At 64.2% G+C, this 25,056-nt stretch carries 22 protein-coding genes and 3 pseudogenes; 15 read left to right on the forward strand and 10 right to left on the reverse strand.

Translation table 11 applies throughout. The annotated features are described in order from the left end of the window. Positions 1–14: 14 nt before the first annotated feature. Positions 15–1,520, reverse strand: coding sequence for a malate dehydrogenase (quinone) (gene mqo, locus H618_RS0117815; RefSeq protein ID WP_028696356.1), 1,506 nt, complete (start codon positions 1,518–1,520; stop codon positions 15–17). Between the two features lie 616 nt (positions 1,521–2,136). Further along, a complete protein-coding gene (locus H618_RS0117820; RefSeq protein ID WP_028696357.1) occupies positions 2,137–2,370 on the reverse strand; it encodes a hypothetical protein in 234 nt (77 codons plus the stop codon). 144 nt (positions 2,371–2,514) lie between these two features. Here H618_RS0117820 and H618_RS0117825 point away from each other — a divergent pair, with 144 nt between their 5' ends. Then, a complete protein-coding gene (locus tag H618_RS0117825) occupies positions 2,515–3,099 on the forward strand; it encodes a YajG family lipoprotein (RefSeq protein ID WP_028696358.1) in 585 nt (194 codons plus the stop codon). Positions 3,100–3,154: 55 nt separating this feature from the next. Here H618_RS0117825 and H618_RS0117830 read toward each other — a convergent pair whose 3' ends face one another. Together H618_RS0117830 and H618_RS0117835 are read right to left on the reverse strand one after the other, a co-directional pair. Then, positions 3,155–3,361, reverse strand: a complete 207-nt coding sequence (locus H618_RS0117830) for a hypothetical protein (RefSeq protein WP_028696359.1) — start codon at positions 3,359–3,361, stop codon at positions 3,155–3,157. A 111-nt stretch (positions 3,362–3,472) separates the two neighbouring features. After that, a complete protein-coding gene (locus H618_RS0117835) occupies positions 3,473–4,642 on the reverse strand; it encodes a 1-acyl-sn-glycerol-3-phosphate acyltransferase (protein WP_028696360.1) in 1,170 nt (389 codons plus the stop codon). A gap of 125 nt (positions 4,643–4,767) precedes the next feature. Between H618_RS0117835 and H618_RS0117840 the strand changes: the two genes are divergently transcribed. The 4 genes from H618_RS0117840 (at position 4,768) to H618_RS0117855 (ending at position 6,755) form a co-directional block, all read left to right on the forward strand. After that, on the forward strand, positions 4,768–4,953 hold the full coding sequence (locus tag H618_RS0117840; protein WP_028696361.1) for a CPXCG motif-containing cysteine-rich protein: 186 nt from the start codon (positions 4,768–4,770) through the stop codon (positions 4,951–4,953). Beyond that, positions 4,953–5,213, forward strand: coding sequence for a putative signal transducing protein (locus H618_RS0117845; RefSeq protein WP_028696362.1), 261 nt, complete (start codon positions 4,953–4,955; stop codon positions 5,211–5,213). The genes H618_RS0117840 and H618_RS0117845 overlap by 1 nt, the downstream gene beginning before the upstream one ends. A 16-nt stretch (positions 5,214–5,229) precedes the next feature. Beyond that, entirely contained in the window at positions 5,230–5,850 is a 621-nt protein-coding gene (locus H618_RS0117850) for an SOS response-associated peptidase (RefSeq protein ID WP_028696363.1), read from the forward strand. 89 nt (positions 5,851–5,939) lie between these two features. Then, the gene (locus H618_RS0117855) at positions 5,940–6,755 is read left to right on the forward strand and encodes a M48 family metallopeptidase (protein ID WP_028696364.1); all 816 of its coding nucleotides are present in this window, start codon (positions 5,940–5,942) and stop codon (positions 6,753–6,755) included. Positions 6,756–6,810: 55 nt separating this feature from the next. Here H618_RS0117855 and H618_RS0117860 read toward each other — a convergent pair whose 3' ends face one another. From H618_RS0117860 to H618_RS0117870, 3 genes are all read right to left on the reverse strand, one after another. Next, positions 6,811–7,398 (reverse strand): TMEM165/GDT1 family protein, encoded by a 588-nt coding sequence (locus tag H618_RS0117860; protein WP_028696365.1) that lies wholly within the window; start codon positions 7,396–7,398, stop codon positions 6,811–6,813. Positions 7,399–7,646: 248 nt separating this feature from the next. Next, a complete protein-coding gene (locus H618_RS0117865) occupies positions 7,647–8,645 on the reverse strand; it encodes a methyltransferase (RefSeq protein ID WP_028696366.1) in 999 nt (332 codons plus the stop codon). 51 nt (positions 8,646–8,696) lie between these two features. Further along, positions 8,697–9,662, reverse strand: a complete 966-nt coding sequence (locus H618_RS0117870) for a 2-hydroxyacid dehydrogenase (protein ID WP_028696367.1) — start codon at positions 9,660–9,662, stop codon at positions 8,697–8,699. A gap of 148 nt (positions 9,663–9,810) precedes the next feature. Here H618_RS0117870 and H618_RS0117875 point away from each other — a divergent pair, with 148 nt between their 5' ends. The 6 genes from H618_RS0117875 (at position 9,811) to H618_RS0117905 (ending at position 18,748) form a co-directional block, all read left to right on the forward strand. Further along, positions 9,811–11,493 carry a fatty acid--CoA ligase gene (locus H618_RS0117875; protein ID WP_028696368.1) on the forward strand — a complete coding sequence of 561 codons (1,683 nt, stop codon included), beginning with the start codon at positions 9,811–9,813 and terminating at the stop codon, positions 11,491–11,493. Positions 11,494–11,748: 255 nt separating this feature from the next. After that, positions 11,749–13,632 carry a DUF1302 domain-containing protein gene (locus tag H618_RS0117880; protein WP_028696369.1) on the forward strand — a complete coding sequence of 628 codons (1,884 nt, stop codon included), beginning with the start codon at positions 11,749–11,751 and terminating at the stop codon, positions 13,630–13,632. Between the two features lie 24 nt (positions 13,633–13,656). Next, the gene (locus H618_RS0117885; protein ID WP_028696370.1) at positions 13,657–15,021 is read left to right on the forward strand and encodes a DUF1329 domain-containing protein; all 1,365 of its coding nucleotides are present in this window, start codon (positions 13,657–13,659) and stop codon (positions 15,019–15,021) included. A 244-nt stretch (positions 15,022–15,265) separates the two neighbouring features. Next, positions 15,266–16,870 (forward strand): tetratricopeptide repeat-containing response regulator, encoded by a 1,605-nt coding sequence (locus H618_RS0117890; protein WP_028696371.1) that lies wholly within the window; start codon positions 15,266–15,268, stop codon positions 16,868–16,870. Next, complete coding sequence (locus H618_RS0117895) at positions 16,867–17,559, forward strand: sensor histidine kinase (RefSeq protein WP_028696372.1); 693 nt, start codon at positions 16,867–16,869, stop codon at positions 17,557–17,559. Before H618_RS0117890 ends, H618_RS0117895 begins: the two co-directional genes overlap by 4 nt. Positions 17,560–18,016: 457 nt before the next feature. Further along, positions 18,017–18,748, forward strand: coding sequence for a YiaD family glycine zipper/OmpA-like lipoprotein (locus H618_RS0117905; protein ID WP_028696373.1), 732 nt, complete (start codon positions 18,017–18,019; stop codon positions 18,746–18,748). A gap of 57 nt (positions 18,749–18,805) precedes the next feature. On the opposite strand, the gene pta is transcribed toward H618_RS0117905, so the two are convergent. After that, positions 18,806–20,893: a phosphate acetyltransferase gene (pta, locus tag H618_RS0117910; protein ID WP_028696374.1), complete on the reverse strand. Its 2,088-nt coding sequence runs from the start codon at positions 20,891–20,893 to the stop codon at positions 18,806–18,808. 30 nt (positions 20,894–20,923) lie between these two features. Further along, positions 20,924–21,246: pseudogene (locus H618_RS0117915) on the reverse strand (DUF3565 domain-containing protein). Between H618_RS0117915 and H618_RS0117920 the strand changes: the two are divergent. Further along, complete coding sequence (locus H618_RS0117920; protein ID WP_028696376.1) at positions 21,245–21,730, forward strand: FKBP-type peptidyl-prolyl cis-trans isomerase; 486 nt, start codon at positions 21,245–21,247, stop codon at positions 21,728–21,730. The pseudogene H618_RS0117915 and the gene H618_RS0117920 overlap by 2 nt on opposite strands. 147 nt (positions 21,731–21,877) lie before the next feature. After that, entirely contained in the window at positions 21,878–22,360 is a 483-nt protein-coding gene (locus H618_RS0117925; protein ID WP_028696377.1) for a glutathione peroxidase, read from the forward strand. 2 nt (positions 22,361–22,362) lie between these two features. On the opposite strand, the gene H618_RS0117930 is transcribed toward H618_RS0117925, so the two are convergent. After that, a complete protein-coding gene (locus H618_RS0117930) occupies positions 22,363–23,562 on the reverse strand; it encodes a glycosyltransferase family 4 protein (RefSeq protein WP_028696378.1) in 1,200 nt (399 codons plus the stop codon). A 261-nt stretch (positions 23,563–23,823) separates the two neighbouring features. Here H618_RS0117930 and H618_RS23500 point away from each other — a divergent pair. Both H618_RS23500 and H618_RS23505 read left to right on the forward strand, forming a co-directional pair. Continuing rightward, positions 23,824–24,510, forward strand: a pseudogene (locus H618_RS23500) (PAS domain-containing protein); the annotation flags it as partial. A gap of 114 nt (positions 24,511–24,624) precedes the next feature. Further along, positions 24,625–25,050, forward strand: a pseudogene (locus tag H618_RS23505) (methyl-accepting chemotaxis protein); the annotation flags it as partial. Between the last annotated feature and the right edge of the window lie 6 nt (positions 25,051–25,056).

Consider the following 25,056-nt stretch of genomic DNA (forward strand, 5'->3'; position numbering starts at 1 on the left):
TGTGGCCGCAAGACTCAGGCGAACTGCTGCGCCGGCGTGGTTTCGACCATCTGCAGGGCAGCGTCGCACTCGGCGCTGATCTTCTGGTACAGCGCGGCATCGGTGGCCAGGGTCTTTTCACGGGCGGGGAAGATCTCCGCCAGCTTGCCGGCCCAGGCGCCCTTGGCCTGCTCGGGGAAGCAGCGCTCGATCAGGTCGAGCATGATCGACACGGTCACCGAAGCGCCAGGCGAGGCGCCCAGCAGTGCCGCCAGGCTGCCGTCCTGGGCGGCGACCAGCTCGGTGCCAAACTGCAGCACGCCGCCTTTCTTCGGGTCTTTCTTGATGATCTGCACGCGCTGACCGGCCACTTCCAGGCGCCAGTCCTCGGCCTTGGCCTCGGGGTAGAAGCGGCGCAGCGACTGCAGACGCTGTTCCATCGACTGCATCACTTCACTGACCAGGTATTTGGTCAGGTCCATGTTGTCGCGGGCCACCGCGAGCATCGGGCCGATGTTGCCCATGCGCACCGAGAACGGCAGGTCGGTGAACGAGCCGTGCTTGAGGAACTTGGTGGTGAACCCGGCGTAGGGGCCGAACAGCAGCGACGTCTTGCCGTCGACCACGCGGGTGTCGAGGTGCGGCACCGACATCGGCGGCGCGCCGACCGCAGCCTGGCTGTAGACCTTGGCCTGGTGCTGGCGAACGATTTCCGGGTTGTCGCAACGCAGCCACTGGCCGCTGACCGGGAAGCCGCCGAAGCCTTTGCTTTCCGGAATGCCCGAGGCTTGCAGCAGCGGCAGTGCCGCGCCACCGGCGCCGAGGAAGACGAAACGTGCGTCGACGTCGCGGCTGTTGCCGCTGTTGACGTCCTTGATGGTCACGCTCCAGCCGCTGCCGTTACGGCGCAGGCCGGTGACTTTCTTGCTGTACTTGACCTGCGCATCCGGCACCTTGCCGAGCAGCGCCAGCAGCTGATTGGTCAGTGCGCCGAAGTTGACGTCGGTGCCCTTCATCACGCGGGTGGCGGCGATGTGCTGGTCGGCCGGGCGGCCTGGCATCATCAGCGGCATCCACTGCTGCATCACGGTCTTGTCTTCGGTGTATTGCATCTCGGCGAAGGCGTGGTGCTGCTTGAGCAGCTCGAAGCGCTTCTTGAGGAAGGCAACGCCTTTGTCACCTTCGACATAGCTCAGGTGCGGCACCGGGTTGATGAAGGCGCGCGGCGAGCCGAGGCTGCCCTTGCGGATCAGGTACGACCAGAACTGGCGGGAGACCTCGAACTGGGTATTGATGTGCACGGCTTTCTTGATGTCGATGCTGCCATCGGCTGCCTGCGGTGTGTAGTTCAGCTCGCACAGGCCGGCGTGGCCGGTGCCTGCGTTGTTCCAGGGGTTGGAGCTTTCCGCAGCTCCGGAGTCCATCGCTTCGACCACCTCCAGCTTGAGGCTGGGGTCGAGCTCCTTGAGCAGTACGGCCAGGGTGGCACTCATGATGCCCGCGCCTACCAGTACTACATCAACCGATTCGTTCTGCGCCATTACCGCGTCTCCACAATCTACAGCAACCTAATTGACAGCACAGGAGCCCCTGGGTGTTGTTTTCAACGAAGCCCAGGTACGCCATGTCCGACGTTTTGCAGTTCGTGCATCGCTCGCGGACACCGCCATTAAGCCTTCACGTTCGCCTATTGAACGCTGTTTGCCCTGCCTGCGGCAATTCGACTTATGGTCAAGGTGTCAGGATTGAGCTATGCCGTGGCGTTCATACCGGCGTTAGAGCGGTAGGATCGCCGTGCGTTCGGCGCTGTTGGAGACACTTGCGTCGCATTTACACATGCCAGACTGTTCATTGCTCGCCACACTCTTGTGAAGTTTTAGTAACCCGTTTTTCACGCTCTTTTGGAGACGTGAACCTCAAAAGCAGGCTGTGCGCAGACAACCCGCAGGTTCATGCGCGGTCAGGCGTCCGTGAAGGTGGGCGACTGCCAGGGCAAGACCTGAGTGGAAGGCTCTCTGTGGGCGAGGCGGTGAACGTGCCGGGGTGAGGCGGCGGATGCGGGGGCCCGATCAGGAGACGTCCTTATAATCGGGGCCAGATTATAGCCAGGTCGCGGGGAGAAAAGTCCCCCCTGGCGGGAATTTCTTCTGCCCTTGGTCAGGCCGGAACGCTGCGTCCCTGCCAGCGGTTGCCGGTGTTGCGGCGAATTCGCGCGCTTTGCGGCAGAGGCTGGCCCAGCCAGGCCAGGCGCTGTTCGCTGACCTCGACCCAGATGCCGTTTTCCGGCCGGCCAATGCAGGTCTTGAACGCCAGGCAGCGACCCTGGCCGTCCAGACGGGCGTAGGTGCGGTGGCGCGGGCGTTGCAGCAGCAGATTCCAGAGCGAGGCCATGACGGAGTTCCTGGAGGTGGGTGACTGCGAGCAAGGCTAGACCCACCGGGTTAAACCAATGTGACAAGCGCGTCGGGCCGATGGCTGGCGATTCAAGGGCTGGGTATACTCGACGCCTTTGCGGCTTTTTCTGGAGAAATGCGCATGTTGCAACGTCTGGTGTTCGGTTTGATCGCAGTGGCGGGCCTGGGCCTTGCCGGGTGTGCCCACAGTCCGCAGCAGCTAACCCCGCAGCCCAAGATCAACGCGCAACTGGCGCCGGTCGGGCACGGCCAGCCTGTGGTGGTGCGAGTGGTCGATGGCCGTCCGTCGCCTTCGTTGGGGACCCGTGGTGGCATGTACCCTGAAACCAGCACCATCAGCGTCAGCGGCAATGAGGTGGTGCCAAAGCTGCAGGCCCAGGCCGAGGCGGCGGTGCGCCTGCTCGGCTTCACCCCGACCGGCAACGCCTACAACGCGCCGAAGCTGACCGTGACCCTGGCCGAACTCAAGTATCAGTCGCCCAAGGACAAGATGTACGTCACCGAGGCGACCATCGGCGCTACCTTCCGTGCTGACGTGGCCAATGGCGGTCGTACCTACAGCGGCCGCTACGGCGCGTCCCTCGACCAGCGCTTCGGCATGGCGCCCAATCAGGAAACCAACAACAAGCTGGTCAGCGATGTGCTGAGCGATGCGCTGACCCGACTGTTCAAGGACCAGAGCATCGGCCAGGTGCTGGGCCAGTAATCCGTCGGTCGAACGCCGATGCGCAGCCGCGAACCACAGTGGGTTCGCGGCGACTTCACGCAGCTTCGGTATGCAGGTCGAGCACACTGATGCCGGTCAGCAGGTCGACTTCCGGCAGGTCGCGGTGGCTGTGCCCGCCCAGGGCGCAATACACCAGCCACTGACGGTCCTGCACGTTGATGGCGAAACCGTCGATCAGCGCCTGTTGTTCATCGCTTGGGGCAATCAGGTACAGACGGTCCTGATTCTGGGCATGCAGCATGGTCACACTCCGTTGTGAGGAAGGGCCGCTAGCGTGCCCTCTGACAATGACGAGCGTGTGACAGCAAAAATTTACCCACCCCGGTCGCAACGACCGGGGCGTTCGCCCGCCTCAGCCCAGCACTTCACTCTGGCGCTTGACCTGATACTGGTTGCGCACCGGTGTTGCGTATTGCAGCACCAGGTACGGCCGCTGCTCGGCCGGACAAGCGTCCAGACGGCTCTGCCACTGCGCCCTGGCCTTGTCCAGTTCATCGCGCGGGAACACCTGCTCGGCGCTGGGCACCTGCAGCGAGTCGTCCTTGTCCGCCCACATGGCGTAGGCCAGGTAGTGCACAGGGAACAAGCGGTAGCCGGCCAGAATCTGCTGATCGATGGCCTGGGCCAGTTGCTTGGTGTCGTCGTGGTAGGTAGTGACCGGCGGGGCGAAGTGAATGTGTACGCGGCCTTTGTAGCCGGTAATGCCCAGGGCGATGCTCTTGTCGTCTTCGCCCGGTGCCTTGGCATAGCTGCCGGTGGTGGCGCGAATGTACAACTCGCGAGCCTTGGCCAGGTCGCACGGGTCGTATTCGTAGCTGATGGTCACCGGAATCAGGTTCAGACTCTGAATCACCGCACCGAATGGCTCGTCCTTGCGGCTCATGTGGAACATCTTGAGGATTGCCGATTCGGTACGGTCGTCACCGTCCTTGGCGCGGCCTTCGGCCTGGGCGATCCAGATCGAGGCGCCATCTTCGCGGATCGAGTGGTTGATGTAGGCAGACAGCAACTGGTAAGCAGCGAGCTTTTCCCGGCGACCGGTCAGTGAGCGGTGCACGATGAAGCTCTTGTTCAGGCGCATCATGTCGCTGACGAAGGGCTTTTGCAGCAGGTTGTCACCGATGGCGATGCGTGGCGTCGGCAGGCCTGCGTGGTACACCGCATAGTTGACGAAGGCCGGGTCCATGACGATGTCGCGGTGGTTGGCGAAGAACAGGTACGGGGTGCCGGACTTGAGCTGTTCGACGCCGGTGTAGGTGACGCCGTCGGTGGCCTGGTCGATGGTGCGGTCGACGTAGTACTCGACCTTGTCCTGCAAGGTCGACACACAGCTGACCCCGGCGAACTGCTGACGCAGCTTGCGTGCGATCAGCGGCTTGAGCAGCCAGCCGAACAGGCTCGCGGCACGCGGGAAACGGTAGTGGGTGAGGATATCCAGAAACGCCGGGTCGCTGAGCAGGCGCGCGAGAACGGCGGGTACTTCAGCGTCGTCGTAGGGTCGGATGGCATCGAATTCGCCCATCATGCTCTCTTGTTGGAAACGGCTAAGGTGATAAAGGCAGGGTGGGTGCCGAGAAACGGTTCGGCCACCGGCAGCTCCTGCGAACAGAACGGCGATTATACGCACAACTCCAAGGGGAGACCGCGATGCTGGAAGAGGAGTCGTACGATTGTCCTTACTGTGGCGAGCGTGTACAGACGCTGGTCGATCTGTCTGCGGGCGATCAGGTCTATACCGAAGACTGTCAGGTCTGCTGTCAGCCGATCGTGTTCATTCTCCAGGTGCATGGGGAGGAGTGGATGCTCGACCTCAGGCGCGAGGATGAAGCCTGATGCAGCGCATCTACGAGCCGGAAAACCTCATGGAAGCGCAAATGCTGGTCGGCATGCTGGCCAATGAGGGCATCGAGGTGTTCCTGATCGGGCGCGATCTGGTCGGCGCTGCCGGCGAGCTGCCGATCCATGGCCTGCTGGGCCTGGCGGTGGCCGACGAGCAGGCCGGCTACGCACGGCAGCTGATCGATGCGTACAATGCCGCCCAGCCCGTCATGGGCGACGAGCCGGACAGCTATCCCGGCACACTCATCTGCTAGGTCGCCAATTTTTCCCATGTGTGGACGCTACGCCCTGTTTCGCTGGACGCCCTCATTCGCCGCCTTGCCCGGCTTTCCGACCGACCAGCGCGCGCAATGGAACATCTCGCCCGGCGCCTCGGTGCTGATCCAGCGCCGCCTCGACGGCGTCACGCAACTGGCCCGGGCGCGCTGGGGCCTGACCCCGGCCTGGCTCACCGACCTCTCGCGTACGCCCGCCCATGCCCGCAGTGAAACCTTGGCCGAGCAGCCGATGTTCCGTGAGCCGCTGCGCAAGCGCCGCTGCCTGCTGCCTGCCAATGGCTTCTACGAGTGGCGCGGCACGGCCCGCAAGCGGCCGTACTGGCTGACTCAGGGGGAGGGCGCGACGCTGTTCTTCGCAGCGCTGTGGGAGGAGTACCCGGTGCAGGAGCAGGTCTGGCTCAGTTGCGCGGTGGTGACCCAGGCGGCGATGAGCCAACGCCGGCCGCTGATTCTCGATGCCGCCGGCCAAGAGGCCTGGCTCGACCCGCAAACGCCTCTGTCACGCCTGCAGGAATTATTGGCCAGCCCACCGGCGCCCCTGCGCGAACGAGTGCTCGCCAACCTGGTCAATGATCCCAAGCTGGATGCGCCGGAGTGCCTCACGCCAGCCTGATTAGCGTGTCACACCCATTTTCCATCTGCCTCTGGCGCTGCGTTGGCCTCTGCGCCTAGGATACGCGGCGTGTAAAAAGGAGCGTTTCCATGCGTAAGCAATTTATCGTCAGCCTGCTCAGCGCGAGCGTGCTGCTGGGCGGCTGCCAGGCCGTCAACACCACCAGTGGTGATTCGGTTGGCGTGCAGCGTAAGCAGTACATGTTCAGCATGCTGTCGACCGACGAGGTCAACCAGATGTACGCCCAGTCGTACCAGAAGACCCTGAGCGAGGCGTCGAGCAAGGGTGCGCTGGAGAAGAGTGGTGCCGATGCCCGTCGCGTGCAGGCCATCGCTGACCGCCTGATCGCCCAGGCGCCCAAGCTGCGTCCCGATTCGGCGCAGTGGAAATGGGAAGTCAACGTCATCAAGAGCGATGAGCTCAACGCCAACTGCGGCCCTGGCGGCAAGATCATCGTCTACACCGGGCTGATCGACAAACTCAAGCTCACCGATGCCGAAATCGCTGCGGTGATGGGCCATGAAATCGCCCACGCCCTGCGCGAGCATGGCCGTGAGGCAATGTCCAAGGCCTATGGCGTGCAGATGGCGCGCAACGGCGCCGGTGCGCTGCTGGGGCTGGGTGAGGGCGGCCTGGCGCTGGCCGACACCGTGGTCAACTACGCCATGACCCTGCCCAACAGCCGCGCCAACGAGAACGAGGCCGATCTGCTGGGCCTCGAGCTGTCGGCCCGTGCCGGTTACGACCCGAATGCCGCGATCACCTTGTGGAACAAGATGAGCAAGGCTTCCGAGGGCGCGCCGCCTGAATGGATGAGCACTCACCCGGCCTCGCAAAGCCGTATCGCCGCGCTGGAAGCGGCGATTCCGAAAGTCATGCCGCTGTATCAGGCTGCGAAGAAGTAAGTGTTGCGCGCAAGCCTGCCAGGCAGGCTTGCGACCCCTCCCAATGGCGGCGGTGTCAGCCGATCCAGCCGCTGGTTTTCATAGCCGAGTACACCGCCACCACCGCCAGCACGATGAACGCTGCGGCAGCCAGGCGACGAATGAGCGCCAATGGCAGTTTGTCGGCGGCGAAGTTGCCGGCCAGCACTACCGGCACGTTGGCGATCAGCATGCCCAGCGTGGTGCCGATGATCACCATGATCAGGTGCGGGTACTGCGCTGCCAGCATCACCGTCGCCACCTGGGTCTTGTCGCCGATTTCCGCGAGGAAGAAGGCGATCAGGGTGGTCAGGAACGGCCCGAAACGCCGCGCATTGCTGGCTTCGTCATCGTCCATCTTGTCGGGCACCAGGGTCCACAGGGCCGTGGCGGTGAAGCTTGCGGCCAGAATCCAGTGCAGCACCGACTCGGTGAAGAAACCACTGACCCAGGCACCGACCGCACCGGCTGCGGCGTGGTTGGCCAGGGTGGCGGCGACGATACCGGCGATGATCGGCCACGGCTTGCGGAAGCGGGCAGCGAGAATGAGCGCGAGCAGTTGCGTCTTGTCGCCGATTTCGGCGAGGGCAACGATGGCGGTGGGGACCAGCAGGGATTCCAGCATCAGGGTTCCTAAGGGGCGGGTCGACACGGCTATGACACGAACGACCTCCCCGCCCCGGGTAAGGTGTGCGTGTCATAGGTCTTGTCAAACCCCGGACCCGTCTGCGCGGGTCCTCGGGTCGCACGCGCCATGGTCGGTGGACCAAGCATGTTGACGCGTACCGGGCGAGCGTGGCGCTCGCGGGAGACTACTCCCCTAGGACGGAGCGGATTCTGCCTAGCCCTTGGACTTTCGGCAAGCCCTGTTTTTCACTGACGCCGGGCCTGGTAAATCCGGAAGCCCTGGTCTTCGACGCGCACCTCACAGTTGCCCAACGCCGCCTCGATAAGCGGTTTGTAGCGTAGGAAGGTGTTCGCCACCAGGCGCATTTCGCCGCCTTTTCGCAGGTGTTCGCGGGATTTTGCCAGCAGGTTTTCCACCGCTTGGTAGTCGGTGTGCACGCCGGTATGAAACGGCGGGTTGCTCAGAATCACGTCCAGTTCAACTGGCGCGGCATCGATGCCATCACCGCTCAGCACCTCGCCCTGCAGGCCATTGGCCTGCAGGGTCAGGCGGCTGCTGGCCACGGCGAAGGCGTCGACGTCGAGCAGGGTAACTTCGCTCTGCGGGTAACGGCGTTTGACGATGGCGCCGAGCACCCCGGCGCCGCAGCCAAAGTCCAGCACCTTGCCGGTGGGCAACTGATCGAGATGCTGCAACAGCAGTGCAGTGCCGCGGTCGAGCCGGCCGTGGCTGAACACCCCCGGCAAGCTCACCACCTGCAATGGGCCTTCCTCCAGCGCCAGCTCGAAGCGCTGCGCCAAGTCAGTCAGCACGGGCGCGGGCGGCGCCTGCTCGATGCTCGCCTGCCACAGTTGGCAATGCCTGGCGCTGTCCAGCTTGCGCGCGTGGCCCAAGGCCTTCAGTTGCTTGGCCGCGCCCTCGATACCACCGCGTTTTTCCCCGACCAGAAACAACGCCTTTCCAGCCAGGCGCGAGGCCAGGGCGGTCAGCAGGTAGTTGGCCAGCTCGCGGGATTTGGGCAGGAAGACCACGGCGGCGTCGAAGGCGACATCCGGCACCTCGGTGCCGTAGTGGCAGCGACCGGAGAAGCGGCTGTCGAGCAGCGCCTGGTCGCCGGCATGCCAGCTCCAGCCATGCGCCTCTGGTAACTGCCCGAGCAGACCATCCGGGGGCGGCCCTGCGATCAGCAACGGGCCGCGGAACAGCTCGGCCTGGCGGAGCAACACTTCACTGCGCGGGTCCATGGACGACGCCTCCTGAAAAAAAGGGGGCGAAGTGTACCAGAGGCGCCTGTATCAGCTGACCACCCGCAACGCTTGCCCGGCGAAGAAACTGCGGGCGTTTTCTGCCAATTGGCCGACGATGCGCTGGCGCGCTTCCACTGCGCCCCAGGCCGAATGTGGGGTGATGATCAGCCGCGGGATGTCCGCCGCCAGCAGCGGGTTGCCGTCGACCGGCGGCTCGACGCTGAGCACGTCGGTCGCCGCACCGCCCAGGTGCCCGCGGCGCAGGGCATCGGCCAAGGCCTGTTCATCGATCAGCCCGCCGCGGGCGGTGTTGACCACCAGCGCACCCGGCTTGAGCTGGGCCAACTCTGCGGCGCCGAGCATGTGCCGGGTGTGCTCGTTGAGCGGGCAGTGCAGGGTCAGGGCATCGACCTGGGGCAGCAGCTCGGCCAGCGGGATGCGCTCGGCGCGCGCCGGCCGCCCGGGAATCTGCCCGCTCAGCACGCGCATGCCAAAGGCTTCGGCCAGCCGCGCTACGGCGCCGCCCAGCTCGCCATGACCGAGCACGCCGAGGGTCTTGCCGGACAGTTCGCTGATGGGGAAGTCCAGCAGGCAGAACTGCTTGGCCGCGGCCCAGCGGCCTTCGCTGACCGCGCGCTGGTAATCGCACAGGCGCGTGGCCAAAGCCAGCAGCAACGCCAGGGTGTGCTGGGCCACCGACGCGGTGCCGTAGCCCTGGCAGTTACATACCGTCACCCCTTGGGCGCGGGCTGCGGCAAGGTCAATGTTGTTAGTGCCGGTAGCGGCCACCAGCACCAGCTTAAGTTGCGGGTTGGCGGCAAGAATCTCGGCGTCGATCACCACCTTGTTGCTGATCACCGCCACTGCGCCTTGCAACCGCTGCGCCACCTGCGCGGGCTCTGTCGCGTCATGCAACTGCACCTCATCGAAGGCCTCGTGCAGCGGGCTCAGATCGAGGTCGCCCAGGTCGAGGGAGGCATGGTCGAGAAAGACAACGCGGCGCAGGCTGGACATGAAGGCTCCGGTGCAGGCAATGGGCAGGGGCTGTCAATCAACCTGAAGCGGTGTGGCAGTGTCAAGGCAGGGGCGGGCACGGCGACTCGCTCAGCGTCTACAGTGAGGGGCAGCCCTCGACCCATCGCCTGCCATAAAAGGGATTGTCATGTTGCAGACACGCATCCTCGAAGCCACCCCAGGCGCCCACGCCTACCCATTGCTGATCAAGCGCCTGTTGCTGTCGGGCGGGCGTTACGAGCGCACGCGGGAAATCGTCTACCGCGACCAGGTGCGCCTGAGTTACCCGCAACTGATCGAACGCATCGCGCGTCTTGCCAATGTGCTCAGCCAGGCCGGGGTCAAGGCGGGCGACACCGTTGCGGTGATGGACTGGGACAGCCATCGCTATTTGGAATGCATGTTCGCCATCCCGATGATCGGTGCCGTGGTGCACACCATCAACGTGCGCCTGTCGCCCGAGCAGATCCTCTACACCATGAACCACGCCGAAGACCGCCTGGTGCTGGTCAACAGCGAGTTCGTCGGGCTGTATCAGGCGATTGCCGGGCAACTGACCACGGTCGACAAGACCCTGCTGCTCAGCGATGAGCAGGTATCCACGGCTGAGCTGCCAGGCCTGCTCGGCGAGTACGAGCAACTGCTGGCTGCGGCCAGCCCGCACTATGATTTCCCCGACTTCGACGAGAACTCGGTGGCCACCACCTTCTACACCACCGGCACCACCGGGAGCCCCAAGGGCGTGTATTTCAGTCACCGCCAACTGGTGCTGCACACCCTGGCCGAGGCGGCGGTGCTCGGCGGGCTGGACAGCGTGCGGCTGATGGGCAGCGACGACGTGTACATGCCCATCACGCCGATGTTCCATGTGCACGCCTGGGGCATTCCCTATGTGGCGACCTTGCTCGGCCTCAAGCAGGTGTATCCGGGACGCTACGAGCCGCAGATGCTGTTGCGCCTGTGGCGCGACGAGGGCGTGACGTTCTCCCATTGCGTGCCGACCATTCTGCAGATGCTGCTCAACTGCCCTGCGGCCCATGGCGAGGATTTCAACGGCTGGAAGATCATCATCGGAGGCAGCGCGCTGAACCGCGCACTGTATGACGCAGCCCGCGCGCGCGGCATTCAGCTCACGGCCGCCTACGGCATGTCCGAGACCTGCCCATTGATCGCCTGCGCCCACCTCAACGAAGAGCTGCTCGCCAGCAGCGAAGATGAGCAGATCAGCTTCCGTCTCAAGGCCGGTGTGCCGGTGCCGTTGGTCGAGGCGGCCATCGTCGACGGCGAAGGCCGCTTCCTGGCCGCTGATGGCCAGACCCAGGGCGAGCTGGTGTTGCGTGCACCCTGGCTGAGCGCCGGCTACTACCGCCAGCCGGAACAAAGCCGCGAGCTGTGGCAGGGCGGCTGGCTGCATACCGGCGATGTCGCCACCCTCGACGGCATGGGCTTCATCGACATCCGCGACCGCATCAAGGATGTGATCAAGAGTGGCGGCGAATGGCTGTCGTCACTGGCTCTGGAAGACTTGATCAGCCGTCACCCGGCGGTGCGCGAGGTGGCGGTGGTGGGGGTTGCCGATGCGCAATGGGGCGAGCGGCCCTTCGCCCTGCTGGTACTGCACGAGGGGCAGCACCTGGATGCGCAGGCGCTCAAGGCGCATCTGCAGCCGTTCGTCGAGCATGGGCAGATCAATGCCTGGGCGATTCCGCGGCAGATCACAGCGGTGGCGCAAATCCCCAAGACCAGCGTCGGCAAGCTGGACAAGAAACGTATTCGCCTCGATGTTGCCCAGTGGCAGGCCAGCGACAGCGGGTTTTTATCGACCCTGTGAACATCCCGCGCCCAGGTCGGTCTGAGGCAAGCCGTGGCGCAGCGCGGATGGCAACTTGCCATTGCCGGCAAATCAGCCATGCTTGCTGGCGTCGCAAACCAATCACACGTTAGAGGATTTTGCCGCGTCATCTCGGCGGCCACAGTCCTGGCAGGGAATCTTCGCAAACGGATGGGGCGGCGCCACGCGCTGCGTGCGCCGGGCCGTTGCGCAGGCCTTCGCTGCCATAACAATAAATGACATGGAGTAGGGTCGATGAAATCTGCCAACACCTTGTGGCGCCGGGCCAGGTTGCCCCTGGCGGTGAGCCTTGCATCCCTTGCCAGTCCAGCGCTGGGCGTCAGCTTCAACATCGGTGAAATCGAGGGCCAGTTCGACTCATCGCTCTCGGTTGGCGCAAGCTGGTCCACCGCCAGCCCGAACCGCAACCTGATCGGCGTCAACAACGGCGGCAAAGGGCTGTCGCAAACCTCCGACGACGGTCACCTGAACTTCAAGCGCGGCGAAACCTTCTCGAAAATCTTCAAAGGCATCCACGACCTCGAACTCAAGTACGGCGATACCGGCATCTTCGTGCGCGGCAAGTACTGGTACGACTTCGAACTCAAGGACGAACACCGCCAGTTCAAGGACATCAGCGACTCGAACCGCAAGGAAGGCGCCAAGTCTTCGGGGGCCGAGCTGCTCGACGCCTTCGTCTACCACAATTACTCCATCGCCGATCAACCCGGCTCGGTGCGTTTCGGCAAGCAGGTGGTGAGCTGGGGCGAGAGCACCTTCATCGGCAATGGCATCAACGCTATCAACCCGATCGACGTGGCAGCGTTTCGCCGGCCTGGTGCGGAAATCAAGGAAGGCCTGATTCCGGTCAACATGTTCTACGTGTCCCAGAGCCTGACCGACAACCTCTCCGCCGAGGCCTTCTACCAGCTGGAATGGGACCAGACGGTGGTCGACAACTGCGGCACGTTCTTCTCCCAGCCCGATATCATCGCCGACGGCTGCAACAACAATCTGCGCGTGCTCAACAGCAGCCGCAGCCTGCCCCTGGCGGCGCAAGGGTTTCTGGCCAGCCAGGGTGTAGACGTCAACGAAGAGGGCGTGCGCGTGGCCCGTGGCGGCGACCGCGACGCCCGCGACAGCGGCCAGTTCGGGGTCGCCTTGCGCTACATGTTCGACCCGCTGGACACCGAGTTCGGCGCCTACTTCATGAACTACCACAGCCGTGCGCCGATCTTCAGCGCCACCGGCGCGCCGGCCTCGGTGTTCCAGGGCGTGGCCGGCCTGCCGCCGGCGCTGCGGGCGCTGGCGCCGCTGATCGTCGCTGGCAACTCGCAGTACTTCGTCGAGTACCCGGAAGATATCCGCCTGTACGGCCTGAGCTTCTCCACCACCTTGCCCACCGGCACGGCCTGGAGCGGCGAACTCAGCTACCGACCCAACGCCCCGGTACAGCTCAACACCACCGATATTCTGTTCTCCGGGGTCAAGCCGCTGGGCGGCGCCCTGAGCAACGCCTCCTTGCTCAACGGCGTGCCCGGTCAGGACCTGCATGGCTACCGACGCAAGGAAGTGACGCAGTTTCAGACCACCCTGACGCACTTCTTCGACCAGGTGATGGGCGCCAGCCGCATGACCCTGGTCGGCGAGCTGGGCATCACCCATGTCGGCGGTCTGGAAAGTGCCCACGACACCCGCTACGGCCGCGACCCGGTGTTCGGCCCAGGCCCGTTGCCCGACACCGGCGGGCAGAACACCTGCCAGGCGCTCAACGCCAGCACCATCGGCGGCGCCGGCGCGGGCGCCTCGACCAGCAACCTCAGCCGCAAGTGCGAGAACGACGGCTACACCACCAGCACTTCGTGGGGCTACCGTACCCGAGTGATCTGGGACTACCCCGACGTCTTCGCCGGGGTCAACCTCAAGCCCAGCGTGGCCTGGTCGCACGATGTGTCCGGCTACTCGCCAGGCCCGGGTGGCAACTTCGAGGAAGGGCGCAAGGCGGTCAGCCTGGGCGTGGACGCCGAGTACCAGAACACCTACACGGCGAGCCTTTCGTACACCAACTTCTTCGACGGCAAGTACAGCACCGTGGATGACCGCGACTTCGTCGCCCTCAGCTTCGGCGTCAACTTCTAAGCATTCGATCAGGACGACACGCGTATGAAGAGCACCTCAAGTCTGTTGAAAGTCGGTGTGCTGGGGCTGTCTTTGCTGAGCACCGGGGTCATGGCCGCAGTGTCGGCCGGCGAAGCGGCCAAGCTTGGCACCAGCCTGACGCCGATGGGCGCCGAGAAGGCCGGCAATGCCGACGGCTCGATCGGCCCGTGGGAGCCATTGGCGAAGACCGCCGGCAGTGTCGACGCCAAGGGCTTTTTGTCTGACCCGTACGGCAGCGAGAAGCCGCTGTTCACCATCACCGCGCAGAACGCGCAGCAGTATCAGGCCAAGCTCGCGCCGGGCCAATTGGCGATGTTCAAGCGCTACCCCGACACCTACCGCATTCCGGTGTACAAGACCCACCGCAGCGCCACCGTGCCTGACGAGGTGTTCGCCGCCATCAAGGAAAACGCCACCAAGACTACCTTGGTGCAGGGCGGCAACGGCCTCAATGACTTTCGCACGGCCATCCCGTTTCCGATTCCGCAAAACGGGCTAGAGGTGATCTGGAACCACATCACCCGTTACCGCGGCGGCAGCGTCAACCGTCAGGTGATTCAGGTGACGCCGCAGCAGAATGGCTCCTACAGCCCGGTGTCGTTCCAGGACCAGTTCGTCTTCCGCGACCGCATGAAGGACTACGACCCGGCCAACCCTGGCAACGTGCTGTTCTACTTCAAGCAGAAGGTCACCGCTCCGGCGCGGCTGGCCGGCACCGTGCTGCTGGTGCACGAGACCCTCGATCAGGTCAGCGAACCGCGCAAGGCGTGGATGTACAACGCTGGGCAACGGCGTGTGCGCCAGGCCCCGCAGGTGGCCTACGACGGGCCCGGTACGGCGGCCGATGGCCTGCGCACCTCCGACAACCTGGACATGTTCAACGGCGCGCCCGACCGCTACGACTGGAAGCTGGAGGGCAAGAAGGAGCTGTACATCGCCTCCAACGCCTTCAAGCTCGACTCGCCGAGCCTCAAGTACGCCGAGATCGTCAAGGCCGGGCACATCAACCAGGACCTCACTCGCTACGAATTGCGCCGGGTCTGGCATGTGGTCGCAACCCTCAAGCCGGGTCAGCGGCACATCTATGCCAAGCGTGATTTCTACATCGACGAAGACACCTGGCAGGCGGCGGTGATCGATCAGTACGACGGTCGCGGGCAGCTGTGGCGGGTCTCCGAAGCCCATGCGCAGTCGTACTACAACGTCCAGGTGCCGTGGTACACCCTCGAAGCCATCTACGACCTGCAGTCGGGCCGCTACCTGGCGCTGGGCATGAAGAACGAAGAGCGCCGCGCATTCGACTTCGGCTTCAGCGCCAGCAAGGGCGACTTCCAGCCCAACGCACTGCGCCAGGATGGGGTGCGTTGAGGGTTCGTCCCTCGATATCTGGCCGAGCGCCCGCTGATGGGCGCTCGACATTCGCTTGATGCTCCGCGTCATCCCGCCCAGCTGGCCTTGAGCCACACACGGTCGATACAATGATGGCTCTAAGCTATCAGTCAGCGGCGGGTTTTTCTCTTTCAGCTTTTCCGTACACCGGCCGATACAGCGACCGGCGGTACGCGTCCCCGCGCGCCATGTCTTCAACTTTTCACTACAACAGGTCGTGTTGATGCTGCAGTACGGGCAAAAAAGCTTTCTGATCGTCGACGACTTCACCGATTTCCGCACGGCGACCCGCTCCATGCTTCGCGAGCTCGGCGCAACCCAGGTCGATACCGCAGACAGTGGCGAGCAGGCGCTGCGCATGTGTGCGCAGAAGCGCTACGACTTCATCCTTCAGGATTTCCACCTCGGCGACGGCAAGAAGAACGGCCAGCAGGTGCTCGAGGACCTGATTCTCGACAAGCAGATCAGCCACGAATGCGTGTTCGTCATGGTGACTGCCGAGAGCAGTCAGTCGATCGTGCTCTGCGCCCTTGAGCACGAGCCTGACGCCTACATCACCAAACCCTTCAACCGCATGGGCCTGGCCCAGCGTCTGGAAAAGCTGGTGCAGCGCAAGACGCTGCTCAAGCCGATCCTGCAGGCGCTCGACCGCGGCCGGCCCGCCGAAGTGCTGGCGGCGTGCACCGACATCTGCAAGCAGGACCCGCGCTTCGCGCCGCTGTGCCTGCGCTACCGCGCCGATGCCCTGCGTGACCTGGGCCGCTTCGATGAGCTGGAAAAGTACCTCGGTGCGATTCTTGCCAGCCGTCCGCAGCCGTGGGTCTACGCGGCCATGGGCAAGCTGCTGCACAAGCGTGGGCGCAACGTTCAGGCCCAGGGCATCTACGAGCAGGCGCTCAAGGCCTTCCCGATCATGCCCAACCTGTACGACGGCATGGCCGATGTGCTGATCGCCCAGGGTGATAGCCAGCGTGCGCAGAACATTCTCGAAGAGGCCGTGCGCCTCTCGCCGCTGTCGGTCAAGCGCCAGGCCACGCTGGGCAAGCTGGCCTATGAGAACGAAGACTTCGACAGCGCCGCCAAGGCCTTCCGACATGCGGTCAACCAAGGCCAGAGCTCGCGCTACAAGGACCCGGAAAGCAACCTGGGCCTGGCCCAGGCGCTGATGAGCCGCAGCAGCGGCGGGCTGGATGCGCGGACCCGGGTGGAGATCAACAATGCCCTGGGCGAAGTGGCCAAGGACTACCCGGAAGACCAGGGCCTGCAAGTGCGCGCGCGGATGATGAAAGCCTCGAGCCTGGTGCAGGCCGGCGACGCCGAATCGGCCGGCAAGTTGACCGAGCAGGCCATGCAGCGCCTGGGCAAGATGAACCAGTTCTTTTCGGTCGACTCGGCGCTGACCGTGGCCGCGCAAATGAAGGCCATGGGTCAGGGCGCGGCGGCCAAATCGGTGCTCAAGGCTTGCGTGGAATCGTACGGCGACGACCCCAAGGTGATGGAGCGGGTCGGCCAGTTGACCGAAGACCCGGATGTGCTCAACGCCGTGGCCGATGCCGTGGACCTCAACCGCCAGGGTGTGCGTGCCTACCAGGCAGGCCACCTGGAACTGGCCTTGAGCATGTTCCGCAGGGCTCTGGCCTTGCAGGCCAAGAACATCAGCATCGCGCTCAATACCGCCCAGGCGCTGCTGCGCGTGGCCGGTGAGAAACTGACCCCGGAGGTCATTCAGGAATGCCGCGACTGCCTTGGCAGCGTGGCCGGCATTCCTGCCAGTGACAGCCGTTATGACCGTTACCGCAAGTTGCATATCCGAGTGTTCGGCGCATGAATCAGAACGACCAGGGGCTGGATTTTTCCACGGTGATCGCCTCCACCGTGCATGACATGAAGAACTCGCTGTCGGCGCTGATCCAGGCCCATCACCAATGGCTGGAGCGGCTGCCTGAAGAGCTGCGCAGCGGCAGCGAACCGGGGGTGGTGGAGCACGAGCTGAGCCACCTCAACGGCATGCTGGTGCAACTGCTCGGGCTGTACAAACTGGGCGTCAACCAGTTGCCGGTGTGCCCCGACTATCACGAGCTGGACGACTTCCTCGAGGCCCAGCTGGCGGCCCACGAAGAAGTCATCCGGCACCGCGACATCGTCGCCACCTGCCGCCTGGACACCATGGCGCCGCTGGCCTTCTTCGACCGCGAGCTGGTGGCTTCGGTGGTGTCGAACATGCTCACCAATGCCATCCGCCATGCCGACAAGGCCTTGCTGCTGAGCATCGAAGAGTCAGGCAATGAGCTGGTGATCTGCATCAACGACGACGGCCCTGGCTACCCGCAGCGGCTCATCGAGCAGCAACTGGACTACGTGCCGGGCATCGACCAGAGCAGCGGCAGCACCGGCCTTGGCCTGTACTTCGCTGCGCGCATCGCGGCACTGCACGAGCAGGGCGGGCAGCGTGGGCGTATCGAGATTGCCAATGGCGGGGAATTGGGTGGGGGGTTGTTCAGGTTGTATCTGCCGTAGTTTCAGCGCGTAGGTTGTGTCGAGTTTTTGCCCAGGTTGGGTGGTTTTGGTGTCATGAGTAGGCCCTTTCTGCAAGGTCGAACAGGGCTTTTAATCTGAGTCGTGGCGGGCCAGAGTAGCGGCCATACGTCACTGGCAATGGCAGCAGGGCTCTGGACGTGTACCACCTTCGGGGCTTATGCAGATCAAGATTCAGCGATGGGAAGACAGCGCGGCCATCCGCTTGCCAGCGGTGCTGCTCAGGCAACTGCATTTGGGCGTAGGCTCCACAGTGCACGACGAGCCAGGTGAGGCAGCGCTGAACCCTTTCGAGTGAGGTGAGCAACACTCACTTGCCTCTCTGCTGCGTGGTGGGGCTCACCTCACCACGGAATTTTCCCCGCTGCGTACACTCAAAACCCCGTACGGGTCGCCTCACAGACCGCTGCATTCTTCATCCTGCCCCAGGAGCTTGCCCATGTTCTCCCTGCGTCCTTTGATCGTTCTCGCCACCGCTGCTGCGCTGATGACCGGCTGTGCCAGCCAGAACCCCTATGAAAACCAAGGTCAGGCGCAAGGCTCGTCGGGCATGAGCAAGACCGCCAAGTACGGCGGCCTCGGCGCTCTGGCCGGTGCCGTTGCCGGCGCTGCCATCGACCATAACCACCGTGGCAAAGGCGCGATGATCGGCGCCGCTGCTGTCGGTGCCGCCGCGGCCGGCTACGGCTACTACGCCGACCGCCAGGAAAAGGCCCTGCGTGAAAGCATGGCCAACACCGGTGTGGAAGTGCAGCGTGAAGGCGATCAGATCAAGCTGATCATGCCGGGCAACATCACCTTCGCCACCGATTCGTCGAACATCGCGCCAAGCTTCTACTCGCCGCTGAACAACCTGGCCAGCTCGTTCAAGCAGTTCAACCAGAACACCATCGAAGTGGTCGGTTTCACCGACAGCACCGGCAGCCGGCAGCACAACATGGACCTGTCGCAGCGCCGCGCTCAGGCCGTGGGTACCTACCTGAGTTCGCAAGGTGTCGATGGCTCGCGGATTTCCGTGCGTGGCCTGGGCCCGGACCAGCCGGTCGCCAGCAACGCCGATGCCAATGGCCGTGCGCAGAACCGCCGCGTCGAAGTCAACCTCAAGCCGATTCCTGGCCAGCAATACCAGCAGCAAGGTCAACAACAGGGTCAGGTTCAGCAGTACCCCTGATTCATCGCGCCTGACGCAAACGGGGCAGCACGGGTAACCGGCTGCCCCGTTTCACGTTCATTGCACCTGACTTGCCTGGATGGCGGTGAGGGCGATGGTGTGCACGATGTCGTCGACCTGGGCGCCACGTGGCAGGTCGTTCACCGGCTTGCGCAAGCCTTGCAGCATCGGCCCGAGGCTGACGCCATCGGCGCTGCGCTGCACGGCCTTGTGCGTGGTGTTGCCGGTGTTGAGGTCGGGGAACACGAACACCGTGGCGCGCCCGGCGACCTGGCTGTCTGGCGCCAGTTGCCGAGCGATGTCGGGGTTGGCCGCGGCGTCGTACTGCAGCGGACCGTCGATCAACAGCTGCGGTACCGCCTGTTGCGCCAGGTGCGTGGCCTCGCGCACCTTGCCGACTTCCTCATCGCTGGCCGAATCGCTGGAATAGCTGATCATCGCCACCCGTGGCGCGATGCCGAAGGCATCGGCCGACACCGCGCTCTGCCGGGCGATCTCGGCCAGTTCCGGCGCGCTGGGGTGCGGGTTCATCACGCAATCGCCGTAGACCAGCACCTGGTCGGGAAACAGCATGAAGAACACCGACGACACCAGGCTGCAGCCGGGTGCGGTCTTGATCAGTTGCAGCGCCGGGCGAATGGTATTGGCGGTGGAGTGCACCAGGCCCGACACCAGGCCATCGACCTCGCCCAGGGCCAGCATCATGGTCGCCAGCACCACAGGGTCTTCGAGCTGCTGTTCGGCCATCGGTGCGTTGAGGTTCTTGCTCTTGCGCAGCTCGACCATCGGTTCGACATAGCGGCTGCGAATCTGTTCGGGGTCGAGAATCTCAAGATCGGCCGGCAGGCTGATGCCTTGCGCGCGGGCCACCGCGTGGACTTCATCTGGCCTGGCCAGCAGTACGCAACGGGCGATGCCACGGGCCTGGCAGAGCGCCGCGGCCTGCACCAGCAACGGCTCGGCGCCTTCGGGCAGAACGATACGCTTGTTGGCCTGTTGGGCACGCTGGATCAACTGGTAGCGGAACACCGCAGGCGACAGGCGCAGCTCGCGCGGCGTGCCGCAGCGCTGGTGCAGCCAGGCCGCGTCGAGGTGGCTGGCGACGAAGTCGGTGATGAATTCGGCGCGCTCGCGGTCGTCCACCGGAATTTCTCGGTTGAGCGAATTGAGCTGGGTCGCGGTGTCGTACGAACCCGTGCTCACCGACAGAATCGGCAGGCCCGCCTGCAACGCGCCGTGGCACAGGCCGAGGATGCGTGGGTCGGGCTTGCTGTCGCTGGTCAGCAGCAGGCCGGCCAGGGGCACGCCGTTGATAGCCGCCAGGCTCACGGCGAGGATGATGTCGTCGCGATCGCCCGGCGTGACTACCAAGGTGCCGGGCTTGAGCAGCGGCACGGTGTTGGCCACGGTGCGTGCGCAGAGAATGATGGTGTTCATGCGCCGCTGCTCGTAGTCGCCGGCATTGAGCACCTGGGCGCCAAGCAGTTCGGCGACGTCGCGGGTGCGCGGCGCGTTGAGTTCGGCCTGGAACGGAATGCAGCCCAGCAGGCGGAAATCATCGCCGCGCAGCAGCGGCGAATGCTCGCGCAGGCGCCGGGCGAAGTCGGCCATGCTTTCGTCGGTGCGCACCTTGTTGAGAATCACCCCGAGCACTTTCGGGTCGCGCGGCCCGCCAAACATCTGCGCCTGCAACTCGACCCGCCCGGACAGTTCGCTGAGCACCTCGTGCTCGGCGGCCGAAACCAGAATCACCTCGGCATCCAGGCTCTTGGCCAGGTGCAGGTTGACCCGCGCGGCGTAGCTGGCATTGCGCGTCGGCACCATGCCTTCGACCACCACCACATCCTTGCCGCGGCAGGCCTGCTGGTAGAGGCTGATGATCAGCTCGAGCAGTTCGTCCAGCTGACCATCGCCGAGCATGCGCTCGACCTCGCCCAGACTCAGCGGCGTGGGCGGGCGGATGCCATGGGTGCGCGCCACCAGTTCGGTGGAGCGCTCGGGGCCGGTGTCGCCTGGGTGCGGCTGGGCGATGGGCTTGAAGAAGCCGACCTTCAGCCCGGCGCGCTCCAGAGTGCGGACCAAGCCCAGGCTGATCGAGGTCAGGCCGACGCCAAAGTCGGTTGGCGCGATGAAGAATGTCTGCATGGAAGGGTCTCGGGTTGAACCTGCGAGGAATCAGTCGGCAAGGGTAGCGCCATCCACGGCCTGGGCGCACCAGCCGCAGGCGAATACTGCGCCGATACGTCGCTGCCGCTCGGCGCCGTCCATGACCCAGGCGCGCGATTGCCAGGGCGGCTGATGGCGCAGGTGCTGGGTATGGCCGCAGCTCAGCTCGGCGACCCAGTGACCTTCCTCGTCACGATGAAAAGCCTCGATCCGACTGACGGGTCGCCTGTGGCTACCACTGGGTCGTGCCGAGGCCATGGCAGGTTCGCAATCAGGCGATGCCTTGGTTACACTTCCAGGTTCTACATTCTTTTGCAAAGGTCTCGCCCCATGCTGATCGCCGCCAACAAGGCTGTCTCTATCGACTATACCCTGACCAACGACGCTGGTGAGGTCATCGACAGCTCCTCCGGCGGTGCGCCGTTGGTCTATCTGCACGGTGCCTCGAACATCATTCCTGGCTTGGAAAAAGCCCTGGAAGGCAAGCAGGCTGGCGATGAGCTGAACGTCACCATCGAGCCTGAAGAAGCCTATGGCGAATACTCGGCCGAACTGGTCAGCACCCTCAACCGCAGCATGTTCGAAGGCGTCGACGAGCTGGAAGTAGGCATGCAGTTCCACGCTTCTGCGCCGGACGGCCAGATGCAGATCGTCACCATCCGCGACCTCGATGGCGACGACGTGACCGTCGACGGCAACCACCCGCTGGCCGGTCAGCGTCTGACCTTCAAGGTCAAGGTCGTCGACGTGCGCGACGCCTCCCTGGAAGAACAGGCCCATGGCCATGTTCACGGCGAAGGTGGCCACAACCACTGATATTCTGCGCTACGCTCAGAACGTCGCCAGGCGCTCGGACGAGCCGGGCCTTCCGCTCAGGAAGGCCAATCGGCTTGCCCAGCGCCTTTTTCGTGGGCGCTGTTCAGCGCCGGCTGTGAGTCCAGCCAAGCCGCAAAGGGGTCGAGCATGAGTGCGTTTCATCAGGTGAAGGTACAGGCGTTGACCGGTGGCGAGCTGCCGCTTGCGGCCCTCAAAGGGCACGTGCTGCTGGTGGTCAACGTGGCTTCCAAATGTGGGCTCACGCCGCAGTACGCCGCTTTGCAGGCACTCCACGAACGCTACCAGGCCCAGGGCTTCAGTGTGCTCGGGCTGCCATGCAATCAGTTCGCTGCCCAAGAGCCTGACAGCGAGCAGGCCATCGAGGCCTTCTGTACCCGCGAATATGCCGTGAGCTTTCCGATGAGTGCCAAGCTCGAAGTCAACGGTGCGCAGCGGCACGCGCTGTATCGCCTGTTGGCGGGCGAGGGGGCTGAGTTTCCCGGAGATATCAGCTGGAATTTCGAGAAGTTTCTGGTCGGCCGCGATGGCCGCGTGCTGGGCCGCTTCGCGCCGCGCACCGCACCTGACGATGCGGCGCTGATTCAGGCCATCGAGAAAGCCCTGGCCTGAATTCAGACAGACTTGTTGCGCATGGCGACCGGTTTGGCTGGCTGAGCCTGCTTGGCGCTCTGCGTGCCGGCAGCCAGCAAATACCCTTCGAACTGCTCGACGATGCTCGCCCAGCCTTGCTGGCGGGCGTGCTGGCGCGCGTTCAGACGCACGCGGCGCAAGGTTTCATCTTCTTCGAGCAGCCAGCAGGCGGCCTCCACGAAGCCTGCGCTATCACCCGGCATCGCCAGCGCGCCGCTGTGCCCGTGCTGGATGTGCTGGACAGCCGCTGCTTCATCGAAGGCCACCACGGCCAGCCCCGAGGCCATGGCTTCGAGCACGACGTTGCCGAAGGTTTCGGTCAGGCTGGGAAACAGGAACAGGTCGCCACTGGCGTAATGTTCGGCCAGGTGCTCACCGCGCTGTACGCCGCAGAACAGCGCGTCGGGCAAGCGTTGCTCAAGTTGTGTGCGCTGCGGTCCATCACCTATGACGATCAGGCGCAGGCGACGCTGCGGGTAGGCGCGCTGCAATGCCGCCATGCACGGTTCGAGCAGGCCCAGGTTCTTTTCCGCCGCCAGCCGGCCAACCTGCAGCACGGCGATGTCGTCTGCGGCCAATCCCCAAGTGTCGCGCAGCGCCTGGCTGCGCTTGGCAGGGTTGAACAGCTCGGCATCGACGCCGCGGGCCATCAAAGCCAGTCGCTCGAAGCCGCGGCGTTGCAGGTCAAGGCGCTGGCTGGCACTGGGTACCAGGGTGATGGCGGTACGGCGGTGGAAGGCGCGCAGGTAGAAGGTCAGCAAGCGCGCCAGCAGGCCGAGCCCGTACTGGCCCGAGTACTGCGGGAAGTTGGTGTGAAAACCGCTGACCATGGCAATGCCCAGGCGCCGTGCTGCGCGCAGGGCGCTCAGCCCCAGTGGCCCCTGGGTGGCGATATACAGCACATCCGGGCGCTGCCGCCGCCAGCGCCGCAGCAATTTGTGCATCGACACCTCGCCCCATTGCAGCCCCGGGTAGCCCGGCAGCGGCCAGCCGCGGGTCAGCAGATGGTCAGCGTTGGGCTGGCCTGGGCCATCGTCCTTTTGCCGCGGACGCACCACTTCGACCCGATGCCCACGCTGGCGCAAGCCCTCGCTCAGGCGCCCAAGGGTATTGGCCACACCGTTGATTTCGGGCGGGAAGGTTTCGCTGACCAGAACGATGTGCAAGGGCGCTGTATTCATGAAAAAAGTGTCCACTTCCAGCGTTGCGGTTGCATGACAACCGTTGGCGCGGCGCCGGGCGTCGGAACAGCGGCGTGGATGGCGAAAATATAATCGTCGAGCACTCAAGAACTGGGCGCGCGCTGCCGATGAAACAGGCATCGAATGACGGATGCTCGGGCGGGTGTGGTGATGTTCAATACAAAACTGAAGCAGAAGGTGCAGCAGCTGCGTGAGGATCTGCTCACGGTCCAGCAAGTGATGGACAGCCTTGACAGCGAAATGCTGGTGTTGCAACTCGACCCGCAAGGGAAAATCGAGCAGGTCAACGACAACTTCGCCAAGGAAATGCACTACCGCCCCGAGCAGATGATCGGCCGCTCGCTGGAAGAGTTCGTGCCAGCGCATGTCAAGAAACTCGACTTCTACCAGCGCATGCACTCGGCCCTGACCCGGGGCGAGCATCTGCACGGCGCATTCCGTCTGCTGCGCGGCGATGGTGACGAAGCCTGGCTGCGCTCAATCCTGCAACCGGTGCGCTGCGCCGATGGCCGGCTCAAGCACTTCAGCCTGCACTCCAGCGACCTGACCCGCACCATCAAGACCTCGCGCGAGCACGAAAGCCTGATCAAGGCGTTGATGCGCTCCACCGCGGTGATCGAGTTCAACCTCGACGGCGAGGTGCTGCACGCCAACGACCGCTTCCTGCATGCGATGGGCTATCGCCTCGACCAGGTCAAGGGTCGCCACCACAAGATCTTCTGCGAACCCCACGAGTACAACTCCAGCGCTTACCAGGCGTTCTGGGAAAAGCTGCGTCGTGGTGAGTACATCGCCGATCGTTTCAAACGTGTCGATGCCAATGGCCACATCGTGTGGCTGGAAGCGTCCTACAACCCGATCTTCGACGCCCACGACGTGCTGTACAAAGTGGTCAAGTTCGCCACTGTCGTTACCGATCAGGTCAATCGCGAGCAGGCCGTGGCGCAGGCCGCCGACATCGCCTATTCGACCTCGCTGGACACCGACGCCAGTGCCAACAAGGCCAATGACGTGGTGACCCAGAGCGTTGAGGTCATGCGCGGCCTGGAATCGTCGATGCAGCGGGCGGCAGAGGGCATTCAGGCGCTCGACACCCAATCGCGGGTAATCGGCGCGATCATCAAGACCATCAGCGACATCGCCAGCCAGACCAACCTGCTGGCACTCAATGCCGCCATCGAAGCGGCGCGCGCCGGTGAGCAAGGTCGCGGCTTTGCCGTGGTGGCCGATGAAGTGCGGCAACTGGCTTCACGCACCAGCAGCGCCACCGAAGAGATTGCCCGCGTGGTGAAGCAGAACGAGCAGCTTGCGCAAACGGCGGTGGACATCATCGACACCAGCAAGCGCCAGGCTGAACAGGGGCTGTCGCTGGCAGATGAAACCGGTGGGGTGATCGGGGAAATTCAGGACGGGGCCAAGCGGGTAGTGGAAGCGGTTGGGCAGTTCTCCAACCAGCTCAACGGCTGAGTGACA

It is taken from the genome of Pseudomonas cremoricolorata DSM 17059 = NBRC 16634, assembly GCF_000425745.1.
Lineage (GTDB): Bacteria > Pseudomonadota > Gammaproteobacteria > Pseudomonadales > Pseudomonadaceae > Aquipseudomonas > Aquipseudomonas cremoricolorata.

Excerpts from the sequence above, each read along its gene's own strand:
- mqo (WP_028696356.1), bottom strand. The coding sequence starts at position 1,520 with ATGGCGCAGAACGAATCGGTTGATGTAGTACTGGTAGGCGCGGGCATC.
- H618_RS0117820 (WP_028696357.1), bottom strand. The coding sequence starts at position 2,370 with ATGGCCTCGCTCTGGAATCTGCTGCTGCAACGCCCGCGCCACCGCACC.
- H618_RS0117825 (WP_028696358.1), top strand. The coding sequence starts at position 2,515 with ATGTTGCAACGTCTGGTGTTCGGTTTGATCGCAGTGGCGGGCCTGGGC.
- H618_RS0117830 (WP_028696359.1), bottom strand. The coding sequence starts at position 3,361 with ATGCTGCATGCCCAGAATCAGGACCGTCTGTACCTGATTGCCCCAAGC.
- H618_RS0117835 (WP_028696360.1), bottom strand. The coding sequence starts at position 4,642 with ATGGGCGAATTCGATGCCATCCGACCCTACGACGACGCTGAAGTACCC.
- H618_RS0117840 (WP_028696361.1), top strand. The coding sequence starts at position 4,768 with ATGCTGGAAGAGGAGTCGTACGATTGTCCTTACTGTGGCGAGCGTGTA.
- H618_RS0117845 (WP_028696362.1), top strand. The coding sequence starts at position 4,953 with ATGCAGCGCATCTACGAGCCGGAAAACCTCATGGAAGCGCAAATGCTG.
- H618_RS0117850 (WP_028696363.1), top strand. The coding sequence starts at position 5,230 with ATGTGTGGACGCTACGCCCTGTTTCGCTGGACGCCCTCATTCGCCGCC.
- H618_RS0117855 (WP_028696364.1), top strand. The coding sequence starts at position 5,940 with ATGCGTAAGCAATTTATCGTCAGCCTGCTCAGCGCGAGCGTGCTGCTG.
- H618_RS0117860 (WP_028696365.1), bottom strand. The coding sequence starts at position 7,398 with ATGCTGGAATCCCTGCTGGTCCCCACCGCCATCGTTGCCCTCGCCGAA.
- H618_RS0117865 (WP_028696366.1), bottom strand. The coding sequence starts at position 8,645 with ATGGACCCGCGCAGTGAAGTGTTGCTCCGCCAGGCCGAGCTGTTCCGC.
- H618_RS0117870 (WP_028696367.1), bottom strand. The coding sequence starts at position 9,662 with ATGTCCAGCCTGCGCCGCGTTGTCTTTCTCGACCATGCCTCCCTCGAC.
- H618_RS0117875 (WP_028696368.1), top strand. The coding sequence starts at position 9,811 with ATGTTGCAGACACGCATCCTCGAAGCCACCCCAGGCGCCCACGCCTAC.
- H618_RS0117880 (WP_028696369.1), top strand. The coding sequence starts at position 11,749 with ATGAAATCTGCCAACACCTTGTGGCGCCGGGCCAGGTTGCCCCTGGCG.
- H618_RS0117885 (WP_028696370.1), top strand. The coding sequence starts at position 13,657 with ATGAAGAGCACCTCAAGTCTGTTGAAAGTCGGTGTGCTGGGGCTGTCT.
- H618_RS0117890 (WP_028696371.1), top strand. The coding sequence starts at position 15,266 with ATGCTGCAGTACGGGCAAAAAAGCTTTCTGATCGTCGACGACTTCACC.
- H618_RS0117895 (WP_028696372.1), top strand. The coding sequence starts at position 16,867 with ATGAATCAGAACGACCAGGGGCTGGATTTTTCCACGGTGATCGCCTCC.
- H618_RS0117905 (WP_028696373.1), top strand. The coding sequence starts at position 18,017 with ATGTTCTCCCTGCGTCCTTTGATCGTTCTCGCCACCGCTGCTGCGCTG.
- pta (WP_028696374.1), bottom strand. The coding sequence starts at position 20,893 with ATGCAGACATTCTTCATCGCGCCAACCGACTTTGGCGTCGGCCTGACC.
- H618_RS0117920 (WP_028696376.1), top strand. The coding sequence starts at position 21,245 with ATGCTGATCGCCGCCAACAAGGCTGTCTCTATCGACTATACCCTGACC.
- H618_RS0117925 (WP_028696377.1), top strand. The coding sequence starts at position 21,878 with ATGAGTGCGTTTCATCAGGTGAAGGTACAGGCGTTGACCGGTGGCGAG.
- H618_RS0117930 (WP_028696378.1), bottom strand. The coding sequence starts at position 23,562 with ATGAATACAGCGCCCTTGCACATCGTTCTGGTCAGCGAAACCTTCCCG.